General features: G+C 61.5%; 18 protein-coding genes and 1 tRNA gene. 9 read left to right on the forward strand and 10 right to left on the reverse strand.

Annotation, left to right across the window (positions count from 1 at the left end; genetic code table 11):
* The first annotated feature begins 77 nt into the window (after positions 1 to 77).
* The 4 genes from AC0Z35_RS18995 to AC0Z35_RS19010 all read left to right on the forward strand — a co-directional run bounded on the left by AC0Z35_RS18995 (position 78) and on the right by AC0Z35_RS19010 (position 4,432).
* A complete protein-coding gene (locus tag AC0Z35_RS18995; protein WP_104145151.1) occupies positions 78 to 308 on the forward strand; it encodes a hypothetical protein in 231 nt (76 codons plus the stop codon).
* Positions 309 to 539: 231 nt separating this feature from the next.
* Entirely contained in the window at positions 540 to 1,247 is a 708-nt protein-coding gene (locus tag AC0Z35_RS19000; protein WP_162941149.1) for a fimbria/pilus chaperone family protein, read from the forward strand.
* A gap of 94 nt (positions 1,248 to 1,341) precedes the next feature.
* On the forward strand, positions 1,342 to 3,786 hold the full coding sequence (locus tag AC0Z35_RS19005) for a fimbria/pilus outer membrane usher protein (protein WP_485132512.1): 2,445 nt from the start codon (positions 1,342 to 1,344) through the stop codon (positions 3,784 to 3,786).
* 34 nt (positions 3,787 to 3,820) lie between these two features.
* Positions 3,821 to 4,432, forward strand: a complete 612-nt coding sequence (locus tag AC0Z35_RS19010) for a DUF1120 domain-containing protein (RefSeq protein ID WP_485132513.1) — start codon at positions 3,821 to 3,823, stop codon at positions 4,430 to 4,432.
* A 38-nt stretch (positions 4,433 to 4,470) separates the two neighbouring features.
* Here the strand turns inward: AC0Z35_RS19010 and AC0Z35_RS19015 are convergent, their stop codons facing one another.
* Entirely contained in the window at positions 4,471 to 5,175 is a 705-nt protein-coding gene (locus tag AC0Z35_RS19015; protein WP_485132514.1) for a response regulator transcription factor, read from the reverse strand.
* A gap of 180 nt (positions 5,176 to 5,355) precedes the next feature.
* On the opposite strand from AC0Z35_RS19015, the gene AC0Z35_RS19020 reads away from it, so the two are divergent.
* From AC0Z35_RS19020 to AC0Z35_RS19030, 3 genes are all read left to right on the forward strand, one after another.
* Positions 5,356 to 6,075, forward strand: a complete 720-nt coding sequence (locus AC0Z35_RS19020) for a DUF1120 domain-containing protein (RefSeq protein ID WP_052946066.1) — start codon at positions 5,356 to 5,358, stop codon at positions 6,073 to 6,075.
* A 109-nt stretch (positions 6,076 to 6,184) separates the two neighbouring features.
* The gene (locus AC0Z35_RS19025) at positions 6,185 to 6,958 is read left to right on the forward strand and encodes a DUF1120 domain-containing protein (protein ID WP_485132515.1); all 774 of its coding nucleotides are present in this window, start codon (positions 6,185 to 6,187) and stop codon (positions 6,956 to 6,958) included.
* A gap of 33 nt (positions 6,959 to 6,991) precedes the next feature.
* A complete protein-coding gene (locus AC0Z35_RS19030) occupies positions 6,992 to 7,708 on the forward strand; it encodes a DUF1120 domain-containing protein (protein WP_485132516.1) in 717 nt (238 codons plus the stop codon).
* 124 nt (positions 7,709 to 7,832) lie between these two features.
* On the opposite strand, the gene AC0Z35_RS19035 is transcribed toward AC0Z35_RS19030, so the two are convergent.
* The 5 genes from AC0Z35_RS19035 to ribD form a co-directional block, all read right to left on the reverse strand.
* Positions 7,833 to 7,923 (reverse strand) — tRNA-Ser (locus AC0Z35_RS19035).
* A gap of 136 nt (positions 7,924 to 8,059) precedes the next feature.
* Positions 8,060 to 9,613, reverse strand: a complete 1,554-nt coding sequence (locus tag AC0Z35_RS19040; protein WP_046806119.1) for a SpoVR family protein — start codon at positions 9,611 to 9,613, stop codon at positions 8,060 to 8,062.
* Positions 9,610 to 10,869, reverse strand: a complete 1,260-nt coding sequence (locus tag AC0Z35_RS19045) for a YeaH/YhbH family protein (protein ID WP_046806118.1) — start codon at positions 10,867 to 10,869, stop codon at positions 9,610 to 9,612. Before AC0Z35_RS19045 ends, AC0Z35_RS19040 begins: the two co-directional genes overlap by 4 nt.
* Before the next feature lie 12 nt (positions 10,870 to 10,881).
* Positions 10,882 to 12,798 (reverse strand): PrkA family serine protein kinase, encoded by a 1,917-nt coding sequence (locus tag AC0Z35_RS19050; protein WP_370512763.1) that lies wholly within the window; start codon positions 12,796 to 12,798, stop codon positions 10,882 to 10,884.
* Between the two features lie 770 nt (positions 12,799 to 13,568).
* On the reverse strand, positions 13,569 to 14,684 hold the full coding sequence (gene ribD / locus AC0Z35_RS19055; protein WP_185975398.1) for a bifunctional diaminohydroxyphosphoribosylaminopyrimidine deaminase/5-amino-6-(5-phosphoribosylamino)uracil reductase RibD: 1,116 nt from the start codon (positions 14,682 to 14,684) through the stop codon (positions 13,569 to 13,571).
* A gap of 232 nt (positions 14,685 to 14,916) precedes the next feature.
* Between ribD and AC0Z35_RS19060 the strand changes: the two genes are divergently transcribed.
* Together AC0Z35_RS19060 and AC0Z35_RS19065 are read left to right on the forward strand one after the other, a co-directional pair.
* Positions 14,917 to 15,480 carry a cysteine hydrolase family protein gene (locus AC0Z35_RS19060; RefSeq protein WP_046806115.1) on the forward strand — a complete coding sequence of 188 codons (564 nt, stop codon included), beginning with the start codon at positions 14,917 to 14,919 and terminating at the stop codon, positions 15,478 to 15,480.
* A gap of 17 nt (positions 15,481 to 15,497) precedes the next feature.
* Positions 15,498 to 16,460 (forward strand): GlxA family transcriptional regulator, encoded by a 963-nt coding sequence (locus AC0Z35_RS19065; protein ID WP_485132517.1) that lies wholly within the window; start codon positions 15,498 to 15,500, stop codon positions 16,458 to 16,460.
* 72 nt (positions 16,461 to 16,532) lie between these two features.
* Here the strand turns inward: AC0Z35_RS19065 and nrdR are convergent, their stop codons facing one another.
* The 4 genes from nrdR to tyrS form a co-directional block, all read right to left on the reverse strand.
* Positions 16,533 to 17,012, reverse strand: coding sequence for a transcriptional regulator NrdR (gene nrdR, locus AC0Z35_RS19070; RefSeq protein ID WP_046806113.1), 480 nt, complete (start codon positions 17,010 to 17,012; stop codon positions 16,533 to 16,535).
* A gap of 220 nt (positions 17,013 to 17,232) precedes the next feature.
* On the reverse strand, positions 17,233 to 18,483 hold the full coding sequence (gene glyA / locus AC0Z35_RS19075) for a serine hydroxymethyltransferase (protein ID WP_046806112.1): 1,251 nt from the start codon (positions 18,481 to 18,483) through the stop codon (positions 17,233 to 17,235).
* Between the two features lie 268 nt (positions 18,484 to 18,751).
* Positions 18,752 to 19,408, reverse strand: coding sequence for a YbhB/YbcL family Raf kinase inhibitor-like protein (locus AC0Z35_RS19080; protein ID WP_104145164.1), 657 nt, complete (start codon positions 19,406 to 19,408; stop codon positions 18,752 to 18,754).
* A gap of 72 nt (positions 19,409 to 19,480) precedes the next feature.
* Entirely contained in the window at positions 19,481 to 20,710 is a 1,230-nt protein-coding gene (gene tyrS, locus AC0Z35_RS19085; protein WP_120153768.1) for a tyrosine--tRNA ligase, read from the reverse strand.
* Positions 20,711 to 20,786 lie beyond the last annotated feature (76 nt).

Consider the following 20,786-nt stretch of genomic DNA (forward strand, 5'->3'; position numbering starts at 1 on the left):
GCGCGCAGCGAATAAGATAAAACTCAGAAAACCAGGCGCGTCGCCATCCTGGGACGCCCGCAAGCGGAGCATGAGCCATGTTGAAAACTGCCCCTGACCCGAACGCCGCCACCAACACCAAAGACGTCGACCCGCGTCCGCCCACGGACCCGCGCAAAGGCACGGAGACGCTGCCCATGCCGGAACAGAGCAAGACCGTGGCCGGCATGCCGCGCGACGGACGCGCCGTCGCGCAACCGGGCGAACCCGGTGTCATCACGCCCGAGGACGACATCCTGGAAACGTCCTACGAGAACCGCAAAACGTGACGCCGAAAGGGTGACGCCGAAAGGGTGACGCCAAAAAGGGTGACGCCGCAAAGCGGCCGATGATACGCCAGCCCGCCACACGCGGCGCGCAAGTGGGCCGGACCGACAATGGTCCGGCCCACTGCACTTGAACATCCGGAAATAGGCGCTCGCCTATATCAAGCCAGGAATCAGGTTCCTACACTGCAATGCTTCCCAGGCCCTTCCGGCCGATGCCTTAGCGATATCCCCATGTTCAAGAATTCCTTTCCGCGAATCGTCGCGGCAACCCTTTTTGCAGTCCTTTTTCCCGCCAGCCAAGCCCTTGCCATGGGCATCCAGCCTGAAACCTCGGTCGTGCTGGTGCACGAAGCAACCGGCGAAGGCACGATCGGCATCAAGAACACGGGCGACGAGCCCGTGCTGCTGATCTCCATGATCGAACACATTGCCGAAGACCAGGACAACTGGGTCATGGTCTCGCCGCCCGCTGCCGTGGTGGCTCCTGGCAAAACGCAGCTGGTTCGCTTTCTGCTTACCCACGACAAGCCGCTGGACGCGCAGCGCATGAAGCGCGCCATTTTCGAAGGCATTCCGCAAACCGGCGAACAGGGCAACAAGCTCCACCTGACCATCCGGCAGGATCTCCCGCTGATTGCGCTGCCCAAGAAAGTCCCCAACGACAACGCCCCGTGGCGCTCGCTGCAGTGGGCCGCTCACGACGGCAAGCTGACGGTGCACAACCCCAGCCCCTACATCGTGCGCATGGACCAACGCGTCAATGTGCAGCCGTCCGACCAGGCGCTGATCCTGCCCAAGACCTACATCTTGCCGGGTGAAACGCTACAACTGGTCGGCACGGACGCGCCCCTGCAAGCAGGGCAGTCAAGCGTTCGCCTGTACCCCGCCAGCGTCTACGGCTATCAAGTCTCGTCCTTCGACGCGCCTATCAAGAACTGACCGCATCGTGCCCCCACGGGGCATCAACCCGCTTGGCCTTGCTCGCCAGACTCCATGACCGGGGTCTGGCGGGCGTTGCGCGCCAGGCTCACTCATGGTTTTCATGTTCTGCAACCGCTTACGCAATGCTCGCGGTGGCGCCTTCGTCGCCGCAAGCCTCCTGCTGTGCCTGCACCGGGCTGCCATCGCGCAATCCGGTACGGGCGGGTTCGACCTTGAAACCCTGAAAACGCGCGGCTTGAATCCGGCCATCGCATCGCACTTCAAGAACGGACCGCAATTCCTGCCGGGGCAGCACACCGTGCACCTGAGCGTCAACGGGCGCGGCGTCGGGCGTGCCTTGGCCACCTTCGATGCCGGCGGCAAGCTCTGCCTGACGCCGGAATTGCTGACCTTGGCCGAACTGAAGGTGCCCGAAGCGCAAGGCGGCGACTCTCACGCCTGTCCGGACTCTTTTCTTCAAGCCTGGCCCACTACGACCATCGCGCTACAGCCCGAGCGCATGACCGTGGACATCGTCGCGCCCCCGGGCGCAATAAATCGATCACACACCGCCACGATCTATCAATCCGGCGGCCGCGCAGCCATCCTGAACTACGACGTGCTTTCCAGCCAGACACGCCATATCGGCGGAAGGTCGAACTACCTGCAGGCTTATACCGAACTGGGCCTGAACGTGAACGACTGGATCCTGCGCAGCAACAGCAGCTATTCCAATAGCGGCGGGAAGTCGACGTGGAACCACGTAGATGCTTACGCGCAACGCACGTTTTCCACGTGGCACACCACCTTTCAGGCGGGGCAAATCAATCTGCGCGGCTCGCTGTTTGCCGGCGTTCCCGTCAACGGCATGCAGCTGTTCCCGGAAACCGCACTACAAAGCAGCGATCGCGCAGGCCCCCCCATTAGCGGCATCGCCCACACGCAGGCGCGCGTCGAAGTTCGGCAGAACGGTATTTCACTGGCCTCCGCCATCGTGCCCCCCGGCCCGTTCACCATGACCGATGTACTGCCCCGGTCGTTGACGCAAGACCTTGAGGTCGTCGTCCACGAAGCCTCGGGCGAAGAGCGCGTGTTTTACGTGCCGGCGGCGGCGTTGCAGGTGGACCGCGTTGGCGCAGCCACCGGATTCACCGGCGGCCTGGGCATGCTGCGGCAAACGGACTCGGCAGGTGGCGGCTCCCGGCCGGTCGTGGCGGCGGAATACGGCATCGCATTGGGCAGGCGCGCCAACGTCGCAGCCGGCTTGTTGTTGACGCAGGACTATCGCTCGGTCGGCGCCCGCACGGATCTGGCGCTGCCCGGCAACATCCAGACCGGCGTACAGAGCACTTTCTCGCAAAATTCCCATACGGGACGCAGTGGCGCGCAGCACATCATTTCGGTCGCGGCGCAAGTGCTGCCGGGCGTGTCCTCGAACCTGTCGCTGCTGCGTCGCACGGACGGCTACAGCGAAGTGCTGGACTACGCCAACAGGCCGGTGAACGGCACGCAGTGGTACCCGAACCTTCGCGAAGACCGCATCAAGCAGCAGTTCAGCGCGGGATTGGGCTGGAGCGGATCCAAGCTCGGCGGCTTCAGCATGAACGTCAGCGAATCCCAAAGCACGCGCGGCCATTCGTCCCGTCGCGGCATTTTCAGCTGGGGCAAGAGCTTCGGTCGGGCCAGCGTTTCGCTGTCATTCGAGCGTGACATGGGTTCCAGCCACCGCAACCAGGGCGACCTGATGTACCTGAACGTGAGCTTGCCCTTGGGCAAGCAAAGCGTCAGCGCATCGATGCAGCGGCAAGACAACGGCATGAGCTACGGCGTCAATACCGGTGGCGCCATCAGCGAGCAAAGCAGCTATACCCTGGCGGCCAGTTCCGGCTCGCACGGCCAGACGAGTTATTCCGGCTCGGTCGGCGTCAATTCAGCCTATACACAACTGAGCCTGGCGGCCAGCAGCTTCAAGGGCGGATACAGCCACTCCGCGCGCGTTCGCGGCGGGCTGGTCGGCCACGCGCATGGCTTGAGCTTTTCGCCCTACCGCGTGCAGGACACGTTCGCCATCGCGTCCGTGGGAGGCCTGTCGGGCGTGCGCCTGAGCACGCCGGCCGGCAACGTGTGGACCGACCCCTGGGGCCGGGCCGTCATCCCGTCGCTGTCGGCCTACCGTAACGGGCAGATCCAGGTCGCCACGGCATCGCTCGCGCGCAATGTGGACTTGATCAACGGACGCTACAGCCTGGATCCGGCGCGCGGGTCGGTGTCGGCGGTGGACTTCACGGTAGTCAAGGTGCGCCGCGCGCTTGTGACCGCCGCCTACGCTGACGGCACGCCGGTACCCAAGGGCGCAGCCGTGCTGGATGCCAACGGCGTGTTCGTCACGCTGGTGGGCAGCGGCGGCCAGATATTCCTGCCCGACATGCTGGCGGGCGCTACGCCGTTCAGCGTGGCGCCATCGGAAGAGGCGTCATGCACGCTCGAATTCGACATCGCCGATACGCCGGACCTGAACGCCTTGTACGAACGTGCCAGTGCGACATGCGCCCCGTAAAAGCCCCCAACCTTGCCTATCGCAAAAGGACCCCATGACTCTCGCCCACACTCGTCTCATTCGATCGTGTCGGCTCGCGCTGGCGCTGGCAACGATGCTGGCGACCGGTGCCTGGGCCCCGTCTGCCATGGCGCAAGCGTCGCCCTCACCGTCCATGACGCGCGGGGCAACCGCAGCGCCGACAGCGGGCTGCATGGTGTCATTCGGCCAAGCCATCGTCGACTACGGCAGCTTCACGGCGGGGCAGCTAAGTCTGGATGGCAATCAGCGCTACCAGCTTGAGCCGCGTGTGGTGCCCCTGACCGTCAACTGCCCTACCGCGCGCCCCATCGCACTGCGCCTGAACGCCGCCCCCGGACATCAGGGCGCCGCCAAGTTCGCGGGCAGCGGTGCTTTGCACGTCACGCTTAGCCACGTCCGCATTGACGGCGACGAAACTCGTGTCATCAACCCCGACGCGCTCCATGGCGCTCAGCCCCGCATCGCCCTGCGGCCCGGCGACATCGTGATGCTGGAGAACGGCCGCGCCGGACGCAGTCTTACCGCCCAGATCGCGTTGAACCCGGAAGTAAGCGATGCCGACATACGCGTCGCGGACCAGACGGAATGGTCGGCGACCTTACAGCTTGAATTGGTGGATCGATAGCAGGGGCCGTTCGCCGTCCATGGCGGTGAGCGTTGGACTTACAAAAGCCCGCACAGCTTGAACAAGCCGTTGTCCGTGGTGACGCCCAGTTTGCGATAGGCCGTGCCTTTTTGCGCGCTGATGGTTTTGGGGCTGCGGCCAAACTTGATCGCAATGTCGGAAATGGTCATGCCCGCGAGCAAGCAGCGAATCACCTCACGTTCGCGACCCGACAACGATGCGCCATCCAGCAGGCCGCTCGTCGATGCGGACAAGCTTGTGTCGTCCGAAGGCGTGGCGCCCGCCAAGGGCTCGGTCTGTTCGGTGCTTGCGCCAGACAGCAGATACGTCATCTGGGGATCGCAGTAGATGCCGCCCGCCGCCACCTTGCGCAGCGCCAGCACGATTTCCTCTTCGCGTCCGCCCTTGCCCACAAAGCCGTGCGCACCGGAACGCAAGGCCAACGCAACGGTTGCAGGGTCGTAGAGCGCGGAAAACACCAAGATGCGCGCGTCGGGAAACTTGATGCGCAGCATCTTGATCAGCGAAATGCCGTCGACCTCGGCCGGACCTAGCGAATAGTCGATCAACAGCACGTCGACGGGCTGGGCCGCAAGCGCCCGAATCATGTCGCGACTGGTCTCAAACTCACCGATGACAAAAATGTCCCGGTTCTGCGAGAGGTAGGCGGACATGCCAGCCCGCACTACCGGATGGTCATCCAGGATTGCGATGCGCAACGGATAGAAATGGGAGGCAGACAATATGGAATTCCCCGGTAGAGCCCAGATTTTCCACTGATTCTCGTTGAGCGAAAAACCAACGTGGACAAATAGTAACGCAGCCGTTTACGCAACTGTAATGAAGATTAGGCTCATGCCTATATCCTAAAAGGCATCTGTCTCCTAGAGTGATTCCTTTGTCCCACCAGAAATTGGATAGTCATGAATCACTCGGTACGCCCTCTGCCCGCCCTGCGTTGCCTTCTCGCCGCAAGCTTTTTGATCGCCGCCTCGGCTCAAGCTGCTCCCACCGCGGACCTGACAATCATCGGCCGCATCACCCCGCCTTCGTGCAACCTTGAACTGGCTGGCGGGGGAATACTGAACTTCGGTGAGCACGCGTTCAACTCACTCGCTCACGACGGCACCAAACTGGATTCCAAGACCATCGGCCTGAACATCACCTGCAACGGCAAGACGCGCGTGGGCCTGCACGTGGTAGACAACCGCGCCAGCAGCAAAGTTCTGAAGGCCTCGTTGAACGTCAATGCGTGGGGCTCAACCAACGCCACCATCAACGACCCGTTCATCTTCGGCCTTGGTTCCGTTGCCGGCGCCGACGACACGCAGATTCCTATCGGCGGCTACATGTTCGGTTTCAAGGAAGGCGACGTCCAAGCCGACGACACCAAGGCCACCGTCCTCTACAGCGCGGACAAGCGCACTTGGCTTGCCGAAGCCATACAGCGGCAGTTCATCAGCCCCAATTACACCTATGCGTTCTTCCTGGGTTCGCCGGGCGCCGGCGCCACGCCGGCAGCGGTCGCTTCGGTAACCGGCTCGCTTACCGTCACCCCGACGATCAACCGCGCTGCCGCTCTGCCGACCAGCACTGCCATTGACCTGAATGGCAGCGCCACGATCTCGCTGGTCTACCTGTAAACGCATTGCATAGGGCGCGCTGTGGCGCCCTGTCGCAATCGAACAAGCCCTTATAACAAGCGCGGCGTCTGGCTGTGCGGCCTTCAACGGCCGCACAGCGCCGCTGCCATTGCATAACGCCAGGGCCAGCTCGCTCGCTGTCTTCCGTGGACGGCATTTGTTCACATCAGGAACGTTCATCATGAAAAACCAATTCTTCGTCGGCGTGGCCTTTGCCACGCTGGCTGCCGCATCGCACGCTGCTGGCAATAGTGACCTCAATGTGACGGGCAAACTCATGCCACCGGCATGCAATGCTCATTTCGGCGGCAACGCAACGCTGGACTTTGACGTCATCGCGTTCAACGCCTTGGACAACAATGGCACGAACCTCGGCAGCAAAGACACCGCCCTGCAGATCAACTGCGGCGGGCCCACGCGCGTGAGCGTTGTCGCGCTGGATAACCGGGCAGGCTCGGGCATCACGATCCAGGAGGCCCCCAACCTGAACTGGCCGTACCAAAACCCCGAAAACGGCAGCAAGTATTCCTGGGGCCTGGGCTTTGCGGACGGCCAAAAAATCAAGACCGGCGCCTTGATCGGACTGATCACCCCCGCTACCACCACGGTCGATGGCGTGCTGCTGACCACGGCCGGTGCGCAGAAGGTCCTTGCACGCCCCACGGGCAGCAGTAGCTGGTCGTTGGCGTCGTCGCATTACTCCCTGAACCTCAGCCCTGACCTCGAATACTCGTTCGGCCCGATTGGCGGCCCCGCCGTACCGATCACGAACGCGCAATTGACAATGGGGCTCACGCCCATGATTGCCCAACCGGCGACCTTGCCGTCCGCGAACGAAATTCCGTTGGATGGGTCGATCACGTTCACTTTGCGTTACCTGTGAATACGTTCCAGTGGCATACGCACGATCCTGACCATGTTTGCTGACAGGATGACAACCGCGCCACGTCTTTTCGCCTGCTTGGCCCTGGTCGCTGCAAGCAGCACGCATGCCGCGACCGGCCAAGCGAACCTGGTCATCGCCGGTCAACTCACTCCGCCAGCTTGCAATTTGGGGGTTGGCGGAGGGGGTGCCATCGATTTCGGCACGTTGCCGTTCCAAAGCCTGAACCACAACGGCACGTTGCTGCCCGAAGAGCGCCCCCGCTTGGAAATCGTTTGTGGCGGCCCGACGCGCGTCGCGTTCACGGTCCATGAAAACCGTCCGGACAGTGCCATTACGCATCAGGAAGCCAGCGCCGCCGGCATGCCCTGGCCTTATCAAAACCCGGTGAACGGCGCACCCCATGCTTGGGGGCTGGGCCGTATCGATGATGTCAAGATCGGCGCCGTCGTACTGCTGGTGCGCCCCCAGGCCACTGTTGTTGATGGCGTTCCGCCCTTCCTGAGCACGTCCATGGTTCTATCCCGTCCAAGTGGGGCGTCAAGCTGGCCGGTTCAATCGGCCGTGGACACCATCAACTTGAATCCCACGGATGAGTACTCATTCGGCAAAGACGCCTCCGCCATGCCAATCACGACCGCGTCCGTGAGCCTGGCGGTGATACCCGTGCTGAACAGAACCGCGGCTTTGCCGACGTCCAAGGAAATCCCGCTTGATGGTTCGGTGACGTTCACGTTGCGCTACCTGTAGCCGCACAGCCGCCCGCAATACAAAAAGGCCCCCGACTTCATCGAAGTCGAGGGCCTTATGTATTTCATGCGCACCGATCGGATCGGTACAACGTGGAGGGCAATTGCCTTGCCATCAGTATTCTTGGCGGACAGAGGGGGATTCGAACCCCCGATACGCTTTTGACGTATACACGCTTTCCAGGCGTGCGCCTTCAACCGCTCGGCCACCTGTCCTAATCGACACTTTTCGGCAGCCAAAAAGACGCTGCGAAAATTGCGAATCCGCGATTCTAGCAGGTTTCGAAGTAGCGAGGCAAGCCAGGGAAGAAATGGGGACGCACCTCAGGTTCGCCGTGGTGCGCCCTGCCCCTCAGTGCGCGGCGGGCGGTTCCTGTTCGCGGTATGAACTGACGGTGCCGTCCGGCTCGGTCTCTTCAAGGCGGACCTTGAAGCCCCACAAGCGCGCCAGATGCTTCATCACCTGCTCGGCGTCATCCCCGGCCAAGGGGCGGCCACGGCTTTTCAAATGCCGCAGCACCAAGGAACGGTCCGAATCGCGATTGAAGCGAACCACCTGGATATCGGGCACCTGGTTGTCGCGATTGTGCTGCGCGGCCAACAGCCGGCGGATGTCGCGATAGCCTTCGTCGTTGTGGATGGCAGCCACTTCCAGCTTCGGGTTGGCTTGATGATCCGAGATGGCAAAGAAGCGGAACTCCCGGATCAGGCGCGGCGACAGGTACTGCGAAATGAAGGACTCGTCCTTGAAGTTGCGCATGGCGAAGTCCAACGTTTTTTGCCAGTCGCCGCCCGCGATGTCGGGGAACCAGCGGCGGTCCTCGTCGGTGGGGGCTTCGCAGATGCGGCGGATGTCCGTCATCATGGCAAAGCCCAGCGCGTACGGGTTGATGCCGCCATAACCCCGCTCGTCGAAGCCCCGCTGGCTGACCACGTTGGTATGGCTTTGCAGAAACTCCATCATGAAGCCGTCGTTGACCAGTCCTTTTTCATGCAAGCGGTTCAGGATGGTGTAGTGCCAGAACGTGGCCCACCCTTCGTTCATGACCTTGGTCTGCGTCTGCGGGTAGAAGTACTGGGCGATCTTGCGCACGATACGCACCAGCTCTTTCTGCCACGGCGCCAGCTTGGGCGAGTACTTCTCAATGAAGTACAGCAAGTTCTCTTCGGGCTCGGGCGGGAACGCGGGCGTTTCCGTGCGCGTGTCCTTGTCCGTTTCCAAGCGAGGCAAGGTGCGCCACAGGTCGTTGTATTGCAGCCGCGCATGTTCCTTGCGCTCGGCTTGGCGCGCGGCCTCTTCCTTCAGCGACATGGGCGCCGGACGCTTGTAGCGATCAACCCCGTGGTGGGACAGCGCGTGACAGGAATCCAGCAGCGCCTCGACGGCGTCGATGCCGTAGCGGTCTTCACACGACATCACATACTTGCGCGCGAACACCAGATAGTCCAGCACGCCATCGGCGTCGGTCCATTGCCGGAACAGGTAATTGCCCTTGAAGAACGAGTTGTGACCGTAGCAGGCGTGCGCAATCACCAGCGCCTGCATCGTCATGGAGTTTTCTTCCATGAGGTACGAGATGCAGGGGTTGGAGTTGATGACGATTTCGTAAGCCAGGCCCTGCATGCCGCGCCGATAGTATTGCTCGTTGCGGATGAATTCCTTGCCGTACGACCAGTGCGGATAGCCGATGGGCAGGCCGGCCGACGCATAGGCGTCCAGCATTTGTTCCGAGGTAATCACCTCGATCTGGTTCGGATACGTATCCAGGCCGTACTCGGCCGCGACCTTGGAAATCGCGTCGTCATAGGACTGGATCAGTTCGAACGTCCATTCGGAACCTTGGGAAATCGGCCGAGCCCCGCCGGCCGATTTCGGCTCCACGAGAGCACCCACGATGGCATTCATGCGGTTTCCTTCTTGAACAGGTCATGGAACACGGGAAAGATTTCGCCGCGATCGCAGATGCGCCGCATAACGAAATGCGGCTCCAGCTTCTGTTCATACTCGGCCCACAGGCTGCTCTTGCGAGCCTCTTGCGAGTCGGGAATTTCGATATAGGCGAAATACCGTGTCGACGGCAGCAAGTGTTCCGCCAGGAAGCGCGCGCTTTTACCGGCGTCGGCGCCAAACGAATCGCCGTCACTGGCTTGCGCCGCGTACACGTTCCACGCCGAAGGCGGATAGCGCTTTTCCAGAATCTCGCGCATCAGCTCCAATGCCGACAACACAATGGTGCCGCCGCTCTTGGGGTCGTAGAAGAAGGTCTGCTCATCGACTTCCTCGGCGTTGTCGGTGTGGCGGATGAAAACCAGGTCCACGTGTTCGTACTTGCGCGACAGGAACAGATACAGCAGCGTGAAGAAGCGCTTGGCCAGGTCCTTCTTGCCTTCGTCCATGGAACCGGACACGTCCATCAGGCAGAACATGACCGCGCGCGCCATAGGGATGGCCACGGACACGCGATTGCGGTAGCGCAGGTCAAGGTCATCCAGGAACGGCACACGGGCAAGGCGCTCGCGGCAATCTTCGACGTCCTGCTCCAGCGTGCGGATCGTCGCGGCGGGCGCACCCGCCGCGCGCGCATCGGCCAAGGCCTTTTCCGCGTCTTCGAGATCGGCGCGGGCCTTTACGTTCAGTGAAACCCGACGGGCCAGCGATGACTTGAGCGTACGGCTGATGCTCAACATGCTGGGCGAACCGGTCGTGGTGTAGCCCGCGCGCTGCCACTTCTTTTGGCTGACTTCGCCCAACTGGTTGCGCGCCAGATGCGGCAATTCCAGGTCCTCGAAGAACAGATTCAGAAACTCGGCCCGTGACAGGCTGAAGGTGAACTGATCTACCGATTCCCCTTCGCCCGGCTCGGACCCGCCCTCGCCTTGGCCTCCCTGCGGCCGGTCGATGGTGTCACCCTTGGCAAACTCACGATTGCCAGGGTGGACCATTTCGCGGTCACCGCCCGATCCGTGCCGGAAAGTCGGCTCGGAAATATCCCGGGCGGGCAGGTTGATCTCTCCGCCTTGATCCATATCCTGAATGGAGCGGTCACGGATCATCCCGTGAACCGCCTTGCGGATCTGGTCCTTGTAGCGCCGCAAAAAACGCTCGCGGTTGACGGCGCTTTTATTGCGCCCGTTAAGACGGCGATCGATCAGTGAATTCATGATTCACCTCGCTCAGGAAGACTTCCTCACTCGGAGGTACCACTCGCACAGCAGCCTGACCTGCTTTTCCGTGTAGCCCTTTTCCACCATGCGATCCACAAAGCTCTGGTGTTTCGTTTTGTCCTCGGCCGAAGCCTTGGCGTTGAACGAAATCACCGGCAGCAGATCTTCCGTATTCGAGAACATCTTCTTCTCGATCACTTCGCGCAGCTTTTCATAGCTGGTCCAGGTCGGGTTGCGGCCATTGTTATTGGCGCGCGCCCGCAGCACGAAGTTCACGATCTCGTTGCGGAAGTCCTTCGGGTTCGCAATACCTGCTGGCTTCTCGATCTTTTCCAGCTCGTCATTCAACGCGCTGCGATCGAAGCTTTCGCCCGTTTCCGGATCACGGAATTCTTCATCCTGAATCCAGCAGTCGGCAAACGTGACGTAGCGGTCAAAGATGTTCTGGCCATACTCCGAATACGACTCAAGATAGGCGGTCTGAATTTCCTTGCCGATGAATTCCGCATAACGCGGCGCCAGGAACCCCTTGATGAATTCAAGATAGCGACGGCGAATTTCTTCCGGATAGTCTTCGCGCCCGATACGTTGCTCAAGCACATACATCAGATGCACGGGGTTGGCCGCCACCTCGGTCTGGTCGTAGTTGAAGACGCTGGACAGGATCTTGTACGCGAAACGCGTCGACACGCCATTCATGCCTTCATCGGTGCCCGCGTAGTCCTTGTACTCTTGCAGCGCCTTGGCCTTGGGGTCCACGTCTTTCAGGCTTTCGCCGTCATAGACGCGCAACTTGGAATAGATGCTGGAGTTTTCAGGTTCCTTCAGACGCGTCAGCACCGAGAACTGGGCCATCATATCCAGCGTTCCCGGCGCGCAAGGTGCGGCCGACAACGAGCTGTGATGCAACAGCTTTTCGTAGATGCGGACTTCTTCAGACACCTGCAAGCAGTACGGCACCTTGACGATATAGATACGATCAAGGAACGCTTCGTTGTGCTTGTTGTTGCGGAAGGTCTGCCATTCGGATTCGTTCGAGTGGGCGAGGATCGTGCCGTTGAACGGAATCGCGGAAAAGCCTTCGGTGCCCTTGAAGTTGCCTTCCTGCGTGGCCGTCAGCAGCGGGTGCAGCATCTTGATCGGGGCCTTGAACATTTCCACGAATTCAAGCAGCCCCTGGTTCGCCAGGCACAAGCCGCCGGAGTAGCTGTAAGCATCCGGGTCGTCTTGCGAATGCCGATCCAGCTTGCGGATGTCGACCTTGCCGACCAGCGAGGAAATGTCCTGGTTGTTTTCGTCGCCCGGTTCGGTCTTGGCGATGGCCACTTGACGCAACACCGACGGGTTCAAGCGCACGACACGGAATTGCGAGATGTCGCCGTCGAACTCCTTCAGCCGCTTGACCGCCCACGGCGACATGATGCCCGTCAGGTACCGGCGCGGAATGCCGTATTCCTTTTCAAGCGTGTCGCCAAAGCGTTCCGGATGGAACAAGCCCAGCGGCGATTCATTGACGGGGGAACCCTTCAGGGCATAGATGGGATAGCTTTCCATCAGGGCCTTCAGACGTTCGGCGATGGACGACTTACCGCCACCGACGGGGCCCAGCAGATAGAGGATTTGCTTGCGCTCTTCCAGCCCTTGCGCGGCGTGTTTGAAGAACGCGACGATCTGACCGATCACGTCCTCCATGCCGTAGAACTCCTGAAACGCCGGGTAGCGCCGGATGGTCCGGTTGGAAAACAAACGGGAAAGACGTGGGTCGTTGCGCGTATCCACGACTTCGGGTTCGCCGATCGCCGCCAGCATGCGCTCAGCGGGGCTGGCATACGCCATGGGATCACGTTTGGCGAGGTTCAGATACTCCTCAAGAGAAAGCTCTGACTCCTGCTCTCTTGCATACTGCGACTTGAAGCCTTCGACGATGTTTTGCACGGAAACCTCCTACAACACGCGAAAAATTCACTACGCCTACGTGTCCCCATTGTGCCTAAGTGCCGACGCTTTACCAGTCAATCTCGCGTTTGGCGTTTTCGGCCAGTTGTTATGTTGCTTTCGCCACACATCAACCATGAAGCACGGTCGGACCCTTTCCAGTTAGGCTGCAAGCGCCTGACACAAGTTCCGTCAGGGAATGCAACTTACGTGAACAAGTTAACTCGCTCGTCTTCAGCATATTGCTATGGCAACCATGCGTGGTGCGACCGCACATGAAATGGACGGCAATGATTTGAAGGGATGAGCGATATCCCGGTGGATTCTTATGATTCGAGCAGTAGCTCGATGCGTCCGCCATGCGATGGCGGCGAACGTTCTGAAGAGCGCGTTGCGCTTCATTCAGCAGCGTGCCGGTCGGTTATGAAACAGCGCCGATACTGCGGCACGGGAATCCGTGGTGACGTGGGCGCATAGCACTTTGCGGTGATGGCCGCAGGCAAGAAGCGCCAAGTCATGTGTCTATGCTAAAGCCAATTGACGGTTTTGTGGCAATTCATTTGGCGTAATGATCAAAATCGTAATGCGGGTTTTCAGCAAGCAAAGGAGCGAGCAAACAGTCGCAAACTTTGCCGCAATTGCCGTGCCGGACACGACGCAAAGCATCGTCAATGCGTCGTGAAAAACGCGATTGGCAGCCGCCTGTGACGAGTGCTAGCACCTTGCCTTGAACGTGCGACGATGTTCAAACCAAGACCGCATCAAACCGACGTCGGCAACGCCACGCGCTGCATCAGCTCGCGCCAAGTGGCTTGCACGCGAGCACGCAAACGCAGGTCCGCGCCCACCATGACGCTGTCGATAAATTCGTAGCGGTGCGCGGCATCCAAGTGCTCAAGCATGGGCAAACGGACCATGCCCGCCGCGTCGCCAAGCAGGACAGGCGCCAGATACAACAGCAATTCGTCGACGCAGCCCGCGCCGACCAACGCGCCGCTCAGGCCGGCACCGGCCTCGACGTGCACTTCGTTGAACTCTGCTTGCGCGAACCAGCGCATCATGCCGCCAAGGTCCACGCGACCCGGCACGGCCCCCGGCATGTGGATGACGCGCGCGTTCTTGTCGGCCAGCCGTGAGGCCTTGGCGGCATCTTCGCGCGCGGTGAACAGAATCACTGGCCCCCCATCGAACAGGCGGGCATCTTCGGGAATGGCAAATTGGCCATCAACGACGGCTTTGCGCGGCTGGCGCGGTGTGTCGACGTCGCGCACGTTCAGCAGCGGATTGTCTTTCAACACGGTGCCCATCCCGGTCAGCACGACGCAGCTGCGTGCGCGCCACCGGTGGCCATCCGCCCGGGCTTGCGGCCCGGTAATCCATTGCGACATCCCGTTATGCAGCGCGCTGCGCCCATCCAGAGACGCCGCCATCTTCATCCACACCCAGGGCAAGCCGCGGCTCATGCGCGAAATAAAACCGGCATTCAACGCAAGCGCTTCTTGAACGCACACGCCCGTCGTCACGTGGATGCCGGCGGCGCGCAAGCGCGCCAGCCCCTGTCCGTTGACCAGCGGGTTGGGGTCGCCGATGGCGACGACCACGCGCGCCGGCCGGGCCGCCAGCACGGCGTCAACACAAGGCGGTGTGCGCCCGAAATGGCTGCAGGGCTCAAGCGTGACGTAGATCGTGGCGCCTGTTACGTCGTGGCCACGCGCCTTGGCGTCACGCAACGCGCCGATTTCGGCATGAGGGCCGCCTGGAGGCTGCGTGGCGCCCTCTCCCAGCACTTGCCCATCGCGCACGATGACGCAGCCTACGCGCGGGTTCGGCGCGGTGGTGTAAAGCACGCTTTCGGCCAGCGCCAGGGCGCGGCGCATCCAGGAAATATCGTCGGATTCGCTTGGGTGTGTCATGGCGGAATTGTATGTCCGGCGACGCGCATGCGGTCGTTCCGGCAGGCCGCGGATAGGGGTAAGCTGCTGCCAGGGACCTCGCAACAGGAATGTCCGTTTTGGGCCGATAACTGGCCCGGGAATGGCTCGCCTGGCGCCGCGAGGCGTCGCAGAATACCGCTACCCCCTCAAAAACCCTAGGCCTGGAGGCCGGACCATGAAACAAGCACTGATCGTCATCGACGTCCAAGAGTCTTTTCGGCAACGTCCGTTTTGGGACGAAACCGAGTACCCCGCGTTCGTGACGCAGCTCCAGGGCCTGATCGATTCGGCGCGCGCCAAAGACATTCCGGTGCTGCAGGTGTTTCACAAAAGCCCGTCGGACGACGCGTCGAACCCCTTCTCGCTGGCTTCGGGACACGTCAAAACGCTTGCCGAGCTCCGCATTTCGCCCACGGCCGTTTTCCACAAAACCGTGCATTCGTCGCTGTTTGCGGTCGATGCCAACGGCGCAACGCTGCACGATTGGTTGCGTGAAAACGGGGTGGAAGGCGTCATCGTCAGCGGCATCCGCACCGAACAATGCTGCGAAACCACCTCGCGCCATGCCAGCGATGCGGGTTTCAAAGTGGTGTTTCCGACGGACGCCACGCTGACCTTCGCGATGCAAAGCCCTTCGGGCAAGCATTACAGCCCGGCCGAGATTCGCGACCATACCGAACTGGTACTGAACGGCCGCTTCGCGCGCATTGCGCGGGCAGCGGACGCGCTGGCGGGCTGAAACGAGGCCGGGCACCCATGATTCCGGTGTATTTCGTTCTACCGCGGGGCATTGTTCTCTTGGACCTGGCGGGGCCGGCGGAAGCGTTCCGCGTGGCCAACAAGCTGTGCCCGGGTACGTTCGAACAGCACTTTTGCGGACCCTCACCGGAAGTGGAAAGTGGGATTACGGGCTTGCATCTGGCCCGCATCCGGCCACTGCCGGCGACGCTGCCAGCCAATGCGCTGGTCATTATTTCGGGCGTGGTCGGCCAACACACCCGCCTGGAGGACCCCGACGCGCACGCCATCATCAAGTGGCTGGCCGTCCGCCATCCCGCCGACGGCTTCACGCTGATGACGGTGTGCGCGGGCGCCCTGTTTGCGGCCTCGGCGGGGCTGACCCGCCAGCGCGACTGCACCACCCACCACTCATGCCTGGCGCAACTGAGCAGTATTGATCCCAGCGCCCGCGTGCATGACAACCGCATCTTCATCGAAGACGGCAACCTGGTCAGCAGCGCGGGCATCACTGCCGGCATCGACCTGGCGCTGCATATGGTCGCGCGTCACTGCGGGCCGCGCGTGGCCAGCGAAGTCGCGCGCGAGATGGTCGTCTACCAGCGCCGCGCGGGCACCGATACCGCGCTGTCGCCATGGCTGGAACACCGCAGCCACATGCACCCCACCGTGCACCGCGTGCAGGACGCGGTGATTCGCGATCCCGCCGCGCCATGGTCCGCGCAATCGTTGGCGGACCAGGCGCACACCAGCCCTCGGCACCTTACTCGGCTGTTCCGTGAGCACGCCGGTTGCACGCCGATGGACTACCTGTACCAGATCCGGGTGGCGCTGGCGCGCGACTTGCTGCGTGAAACCCGGCTGGACCTGGAGCGCGTGGCTGAAAAATCCGGGTTCGGATCTGCCCAGCACATGCGCCGCGTCTGGCGCAAATTTCAGCCCCACACCCCCAGCCTGGCGCGTTCGGCGCCCATGCAATAGCGGCGCCGAAGCGCCGCTATTTCACCGTCATATCGCCACCGCGCGCCAACGCCGGCCTCTGCCAGCGTCGACTTATTCCTTGCGCAACTTGCCGGGCAGCAGTGGCCCCTGCATTTCACGGATGGCCTCGACGAATTCGCCGATGTCCTCGAAGCTTTTGTAGACCGAGGCAAAGCGAACGTACGCCACCTTATCCAGCTTGCGCAGCTCGTTCATGACCAGCTCGCCGATATGTTCCGACGGCACTTCGCGTAACCCGCTGGCCAGCAATTGCTCTTCGATGCGTGCGACCGCGGCGTCCACGTCTTCAGTACTGACGGGTCGCTTGCGCAGGGCCAGGCTCAGGCTGGCGCGCAGCTTGACGGGATCGTAGTCGCTGCGGCTACCATTGCGCTTCACGATGGAAGGCATGGCAAGTTCCACCCGCTCGTAGGTGGTGAATCGCTTGTCACAGGACAGGCAACGGCGGCGGCGACGGATGGCGTCGCCCTCTTCCGACACCCGGCTGTCGACGACCTGCGTTTCGGCATTGCCGCAAAATGGACACCGCATGTGTGTTCCCTATAGGCACGAATGGCAAAATTTGAGCATATTGTAACGACGCGCCCATGGGAAGCGCCGACAGGGATTAATTTGTCCCTAATATTTTCGCTGAATGGCGCGAGGATACCGCAGTGCCGCGCAAAGCAAAGGGACGGCGCCTTGCGGGGCCGTCCCTTTATCCGTCGCCCGCGCGGCGAACCGCGCAGGCTGATTGCTTACCGCGTATGGCTTAACGCTTGCCGTACACGGGCAGGCGCGAGGTCAACTCGTTGACCCGGGCACGCACGGCGGCGATGTTGGCTTCGTCGCGCGGGTTGTCCAGCACGTCGGCGATCAGGTTGGCGGTGAGTTCGGCGTCGGCTTCAGTGAAACCGCGCGTGGTCATGGCCGGGGTGCCCAGGCGGATGCCGCTGGTCACGAAGGGCTTTTCCGGGTCGTTCGGAATGGCGTTCTTGTTGACCGTGATGTGGGCCTGCCCCAGCACGGCTTCCGCTTCCTTGCCGGTGATGCCCTTGGAGCGCAGGTCGACCAACATGACGTGGCTTTCCGTACGGCCGGACACGATGCGCAATCCGCGCTTGACCAGCGTGTCGGCCAGCACCTTCGCGTTCTTGACCACTTGTTGCGCGTAGTCCTTGAAGCCGGGTTCCAGCGCTTCCTTGAAGGCCACTGCCTTGCCGGCGATGACGTGCATCAGCGGGCCGCCTTGAATGCCGGGGAAGATGGCCGAATTGATGATCTTCTCGTGCTCGGCCTTCATCATGATGACGCCGCCGCGCGGGCCGCGCAGCGACTTGTGCGTGGTCGACGTGACGAAGTCGGCATGGGGAACCGGGTTGGGATAGGCGCCGCCAGCGACCAAGCCCGCGTAGTGGGCGATGTCGACCATGAACAGCGCGCCGTTTTCGCGGGCGATGCGGGCCATGCGTTCGAAGTCGATGTGCAGGGCGTATGCCGACGCGCCGGCCACGATCAGCTTGGGCTTGTGTTCCTTGGCCAGCTGCTCGACTTGCGCGTAGTTCAGGACTTCGTTTTCGTCCAGGCCGTACGAGATGAAGTTGTACAGCTTGCCGGAAGCGTTGACCGACGCGCCGTGCGTCAGGTGGCCGCCTTCTGCCAGGCTCATGCCCAGCACGGTGTCGCCCGGCTTGAGCACGGCCATGTACACGCCCTGGTTCGCTTGCGAGCCCGAGTTCGGTTGTACGTTGGCGGCTTCAGCGCCAAAAATCTGCTTCAGGCGGTCGATAGCCAGTTGCTCGACCACGTCCACGTATTCGCAACCGCCGTAGTAACGCTTGCCCGGGTAGCCTTCGGCGTACTTGTTCGTGAGCTGCGTGCCTTGGGCTTCCATGACGGCCGGGCTGGCGTAGTTCTCCGAAGCGATCAGCTCGATGTGCTGCTCTTGGCGAACGTCTTCCTTCTGGATGGCGGCCCAAACGTCCGGGTCAGCCTTGGACAAGGTAAGGTTGCGGTCAAACATGACGGGGGATTCCTGAGGCGGTAAGAGAGGAGAAAGCAGTGTCGGGTGGGTAAACCCGAAGAATTTGCGTAGTTTACCGCGTCAACCAGAATCAATTGCCGCCAAAATGCGCCGAAGGCAGGCAATTTTCGGCCGACGGGCGCGAAAACCACGGCACAGGCTGACAGCGGGAAATCGCGCTCATACCGACTTGAACAAGATTCATGCAAGGCGCCGCATAAAAAAAGGGCCGCACTCAATGGCGGCCCTTTTGGTTTTTGCACGGGCGTCAGGTCGCTGACGTTGCGCCGATCTGTTTCGGCGCCAGCCGCGGGTTCAGCGTGTAGGTGCCCGTGACCGAAGCCTGCGCCAGAACGTGCTTTTGCATGGCGCGCAGCGCGTCTTCGCCGGTGAATGAACCGTTCAGGTTCAGGCTCTGGACGTCCAGCGCATACAGCGTGAACACGTAGCGGTGGACGATGGAATCGTTCCAGGGCGGGCACGGGCCGTCGTAGCCGAAGTAGTCGCCGCTCATGTCGTGATCGTTGGCGAACCAGGACGAATACGAGTTGATGCCCTGGCGGGCGTCCATCGGCGCCAGCGGGCCGCCTTTTCCGCGCGGGGTAATTCCATTGGAGAACGCGCCTTCGTCGATTTCGCGAAGATCCGCTGGCAGGTCCACCAGCACCCAATGGAAGAAATCAACGCGGGGCAGGTCGGCGGGCACTTCGCGGCCTTCCTGGTTGACGTCATCGGGCTGCGACGGCACGTCCGGATCATGGCAGATCAACGCAAACGACTGCGTTCCCGCCGGGACGTCGTCCCACGAAAACTGCGGGTTGTGGTTGTCTGCCAGCGCGACGTGCGATTGCGCATCGACTTTGCCGAACGCATAGCGCTCGGGAATCGACTCGTGATCGGAAAAAGACAAACTCGAAAGTTTCATGTCGTGCTCCTTGAAATGCCGCAAAGGCGTACCAGCCTTCGTCCGTACCCTCAGCGTATCAAAACTTCGCAATCATGGGTTCAAGTTAACACGCGCGAACTTGCGCTTGCCCACTTGCACCACGTAGGTGCCCGCAGGCAATTGCAACGATTTATCTTCCACCCGATCGCCATTGACGCGCACCCCACCCTGCTCGACATTGCGCTGCGCCTCGGAACCGGATGCGACCAGGCCGGCCTCGCGCAGCAGCTTCAGGATGCCGACGGGCGCCCCGCCGATATTCACTTCAGGCATGTCTTCGGGGATGGCACCGTCACGGAAGCGCGCCTCGAACGAGGCGAGCGCGTCGTCCGCCGCCTTGGCCGAATGAAAGCGCGTGATGATTTCCTGAGCCAGCATAACTTTGGCATCGCGCGGGTTGCGCCCGCCATCCGTCTCTTGCTTGAGGGCAGCGATGTCTTCCAGCGAGCGGAACGACAGCAGTTCGAAGTAGCGCCACATCAGCGTGTCCGAAATGGACATCAGCTTGCCGAACATCGAATCGGGCGACTCTGAAATACCGATGTAGTTGCCCTTGGACTTGGACATTTTCTCGACGCCGTCGGTACCGACCAGCAGCGGCATCGTCAAAATGCACTGGGGCTCCTGGCCATATTCCTTTTGCAGCTCGCGCCCGACCAGCAAGTTGAATTTCTGATCGGTGCCCCCCAGCTCCAGATCGGACTTCAGCGCCACGGAGTCATAGCCCTGCATCAACGGATACAGGAATTCGTGCACCGAAATCGGGATGCCACCCTTGAAGCGCTTGGTGAAATCCTCGCGTTCCATCATGCGGGCAACCGTATAACGGGACGCCAGCTGGATCATGCCCCGAGCACCCAGCGGATCGCACCATTCGGAGTTGTAGCGGATCTCGGTACGCGCCGGGTCCAGCACCAGGCTGGCCTGGGCGTAATACGTCTTGGCGTTGGACTCGATCTGCTCGCGCGTGAGCGGCGGGCGGGTGCTGTTGCGGCCGCTGGGATCGCCGATGGTCGAGGTGAAATCGCCGATCAGGAAGATGACATTGTGGCCAAGGTCCTGCAACTGGCGCATCTTGTTCAGCACCACCGTGTGGCCCAGATGGATGTCGGGCGCGGTGGGGTCCAGCCCCAATTTGATGCGCAGCGGCACACCGGTGGCGCGGCTCTTTGCCAGCTTGCGCGCGAATTCGGATTCAACCAGCAGTTCGTCGCAACCGCGCTTGGCTATACGCAGATCAGCTTCGACTTCAGGAGTGATAGGGGCTTCAGAGGGAGACATGGCAGGGGGACCAAAGCGGCTTCAGCCGACAAAAAGGTGTAAAAAGTGACGAAAACTATCGAAAATTCTAGCCGAA

It is taken from the genome of Achromobacter sp. 1L-A-4-B-C2, assembly GCF_057291955.1.

Coding starts and splice junctions, on each gene's coding strand:
- AC0Z35_RS18995 (WP_104145151.1), top strand. CDS start 78: ATGTTGAAAACTGCCCCTGACCCGAACGCCGCCACCAACACCAAAGAC.
- AC0Z35_RS19000 (WP_162941149.1), top strand. CDS start 540: ATGTTCAAGAATTCCTTTCCGCGAATCGTCGCGGCAACCCTTTTTGCA.
- AC0Z35_RS19005 (WP_485132512.1), top strand. CDS start 1,342: ATGGTTTTCATGTTCTGCAACCGCTTACGCAATGCTCGCGGTGGCGCC.
- AC0Z35_RS19010 (WP_485132513.1), top strand. CDS start 3,821: ATGACTCTCGCCCACACTCGTCTCATTCGATCGTGTCGGCTCGCGCTG.
- AC0Z35_RS19020 (WP_052946066.1), top strand. CDS start 5,356: ATGAATCACTCGGTACGCCCTCTGCCCGCCCTGCGTTGCCTTCTCGCC.
- AC0Z35_RS19030 (WP_485132516.1), top strand. CDS start 6,992: ATGTTTGCTGACAGGATGACAACCGCGCCACGTCTTTTCGCCTGCTTG.
- AC0Z35_RS19040 (WP_046806119.1), bottom strand. CDS start 9,613: ATGAATGCCATCGTGGGTGCTCTCGTGGAGCCGAAATCGGCCGGCGGG.
- AC0Z35_RS19045 (WP_046806118.1), bottom strand. CDS start 10,869: ATGAATTCACTGATCGATCGCCGTCTTAACGGGCGCAATAAAAGCGCC.
- ribD (WP_185975398.1), bottom strand. CDS start 14,684: ATGCGCCGCGCCCTGGCGCTGGCCGAAAGCGTGCTTTACACCACCGCG.
- AC0Z35_RS19060 (WP_046806115.1), top strand. CDS start 14,917: ATGAAACAAGCACTGATCGTCATCGACGTCCAAGAGTCTTTTCGGCAA.
- AC0Z35_RS19065 (WP_485132517.1), top strand. CDS start 15,498: ATGATTCCGGTGTATTTCGTTCTACCGCGGGGCATTGTTCTCTTGGAC.
- nrdR (WP_046806113.1), bottom strand. CDS start 17,012: ATGCGGTGTCCATTTTGCGGCAATGCCGAAACGCAGGTCGTCGACAGC.
- glyA (WP_046806112.1), bottom strand. CDS start 18,483: ATGTTTGACCGCAACCTTACCTTGTCCAAGGCTGACCCGGACGTTTGG.
- AC0Z35_RS19080 (WP_104145164.1), bottom strand. CDS start 19,408: ATGAAACTTTCGAGTTTGTCTTTTTCCGATCACGAGTCGATTCCCGAG.
- tyrS (WP_120153768.1), bottom strand. CDS start 20,710: ATGTCTCCCTCTGAAGCCCCTATCACTCCTGAAGTCGAAGCTGATCTG.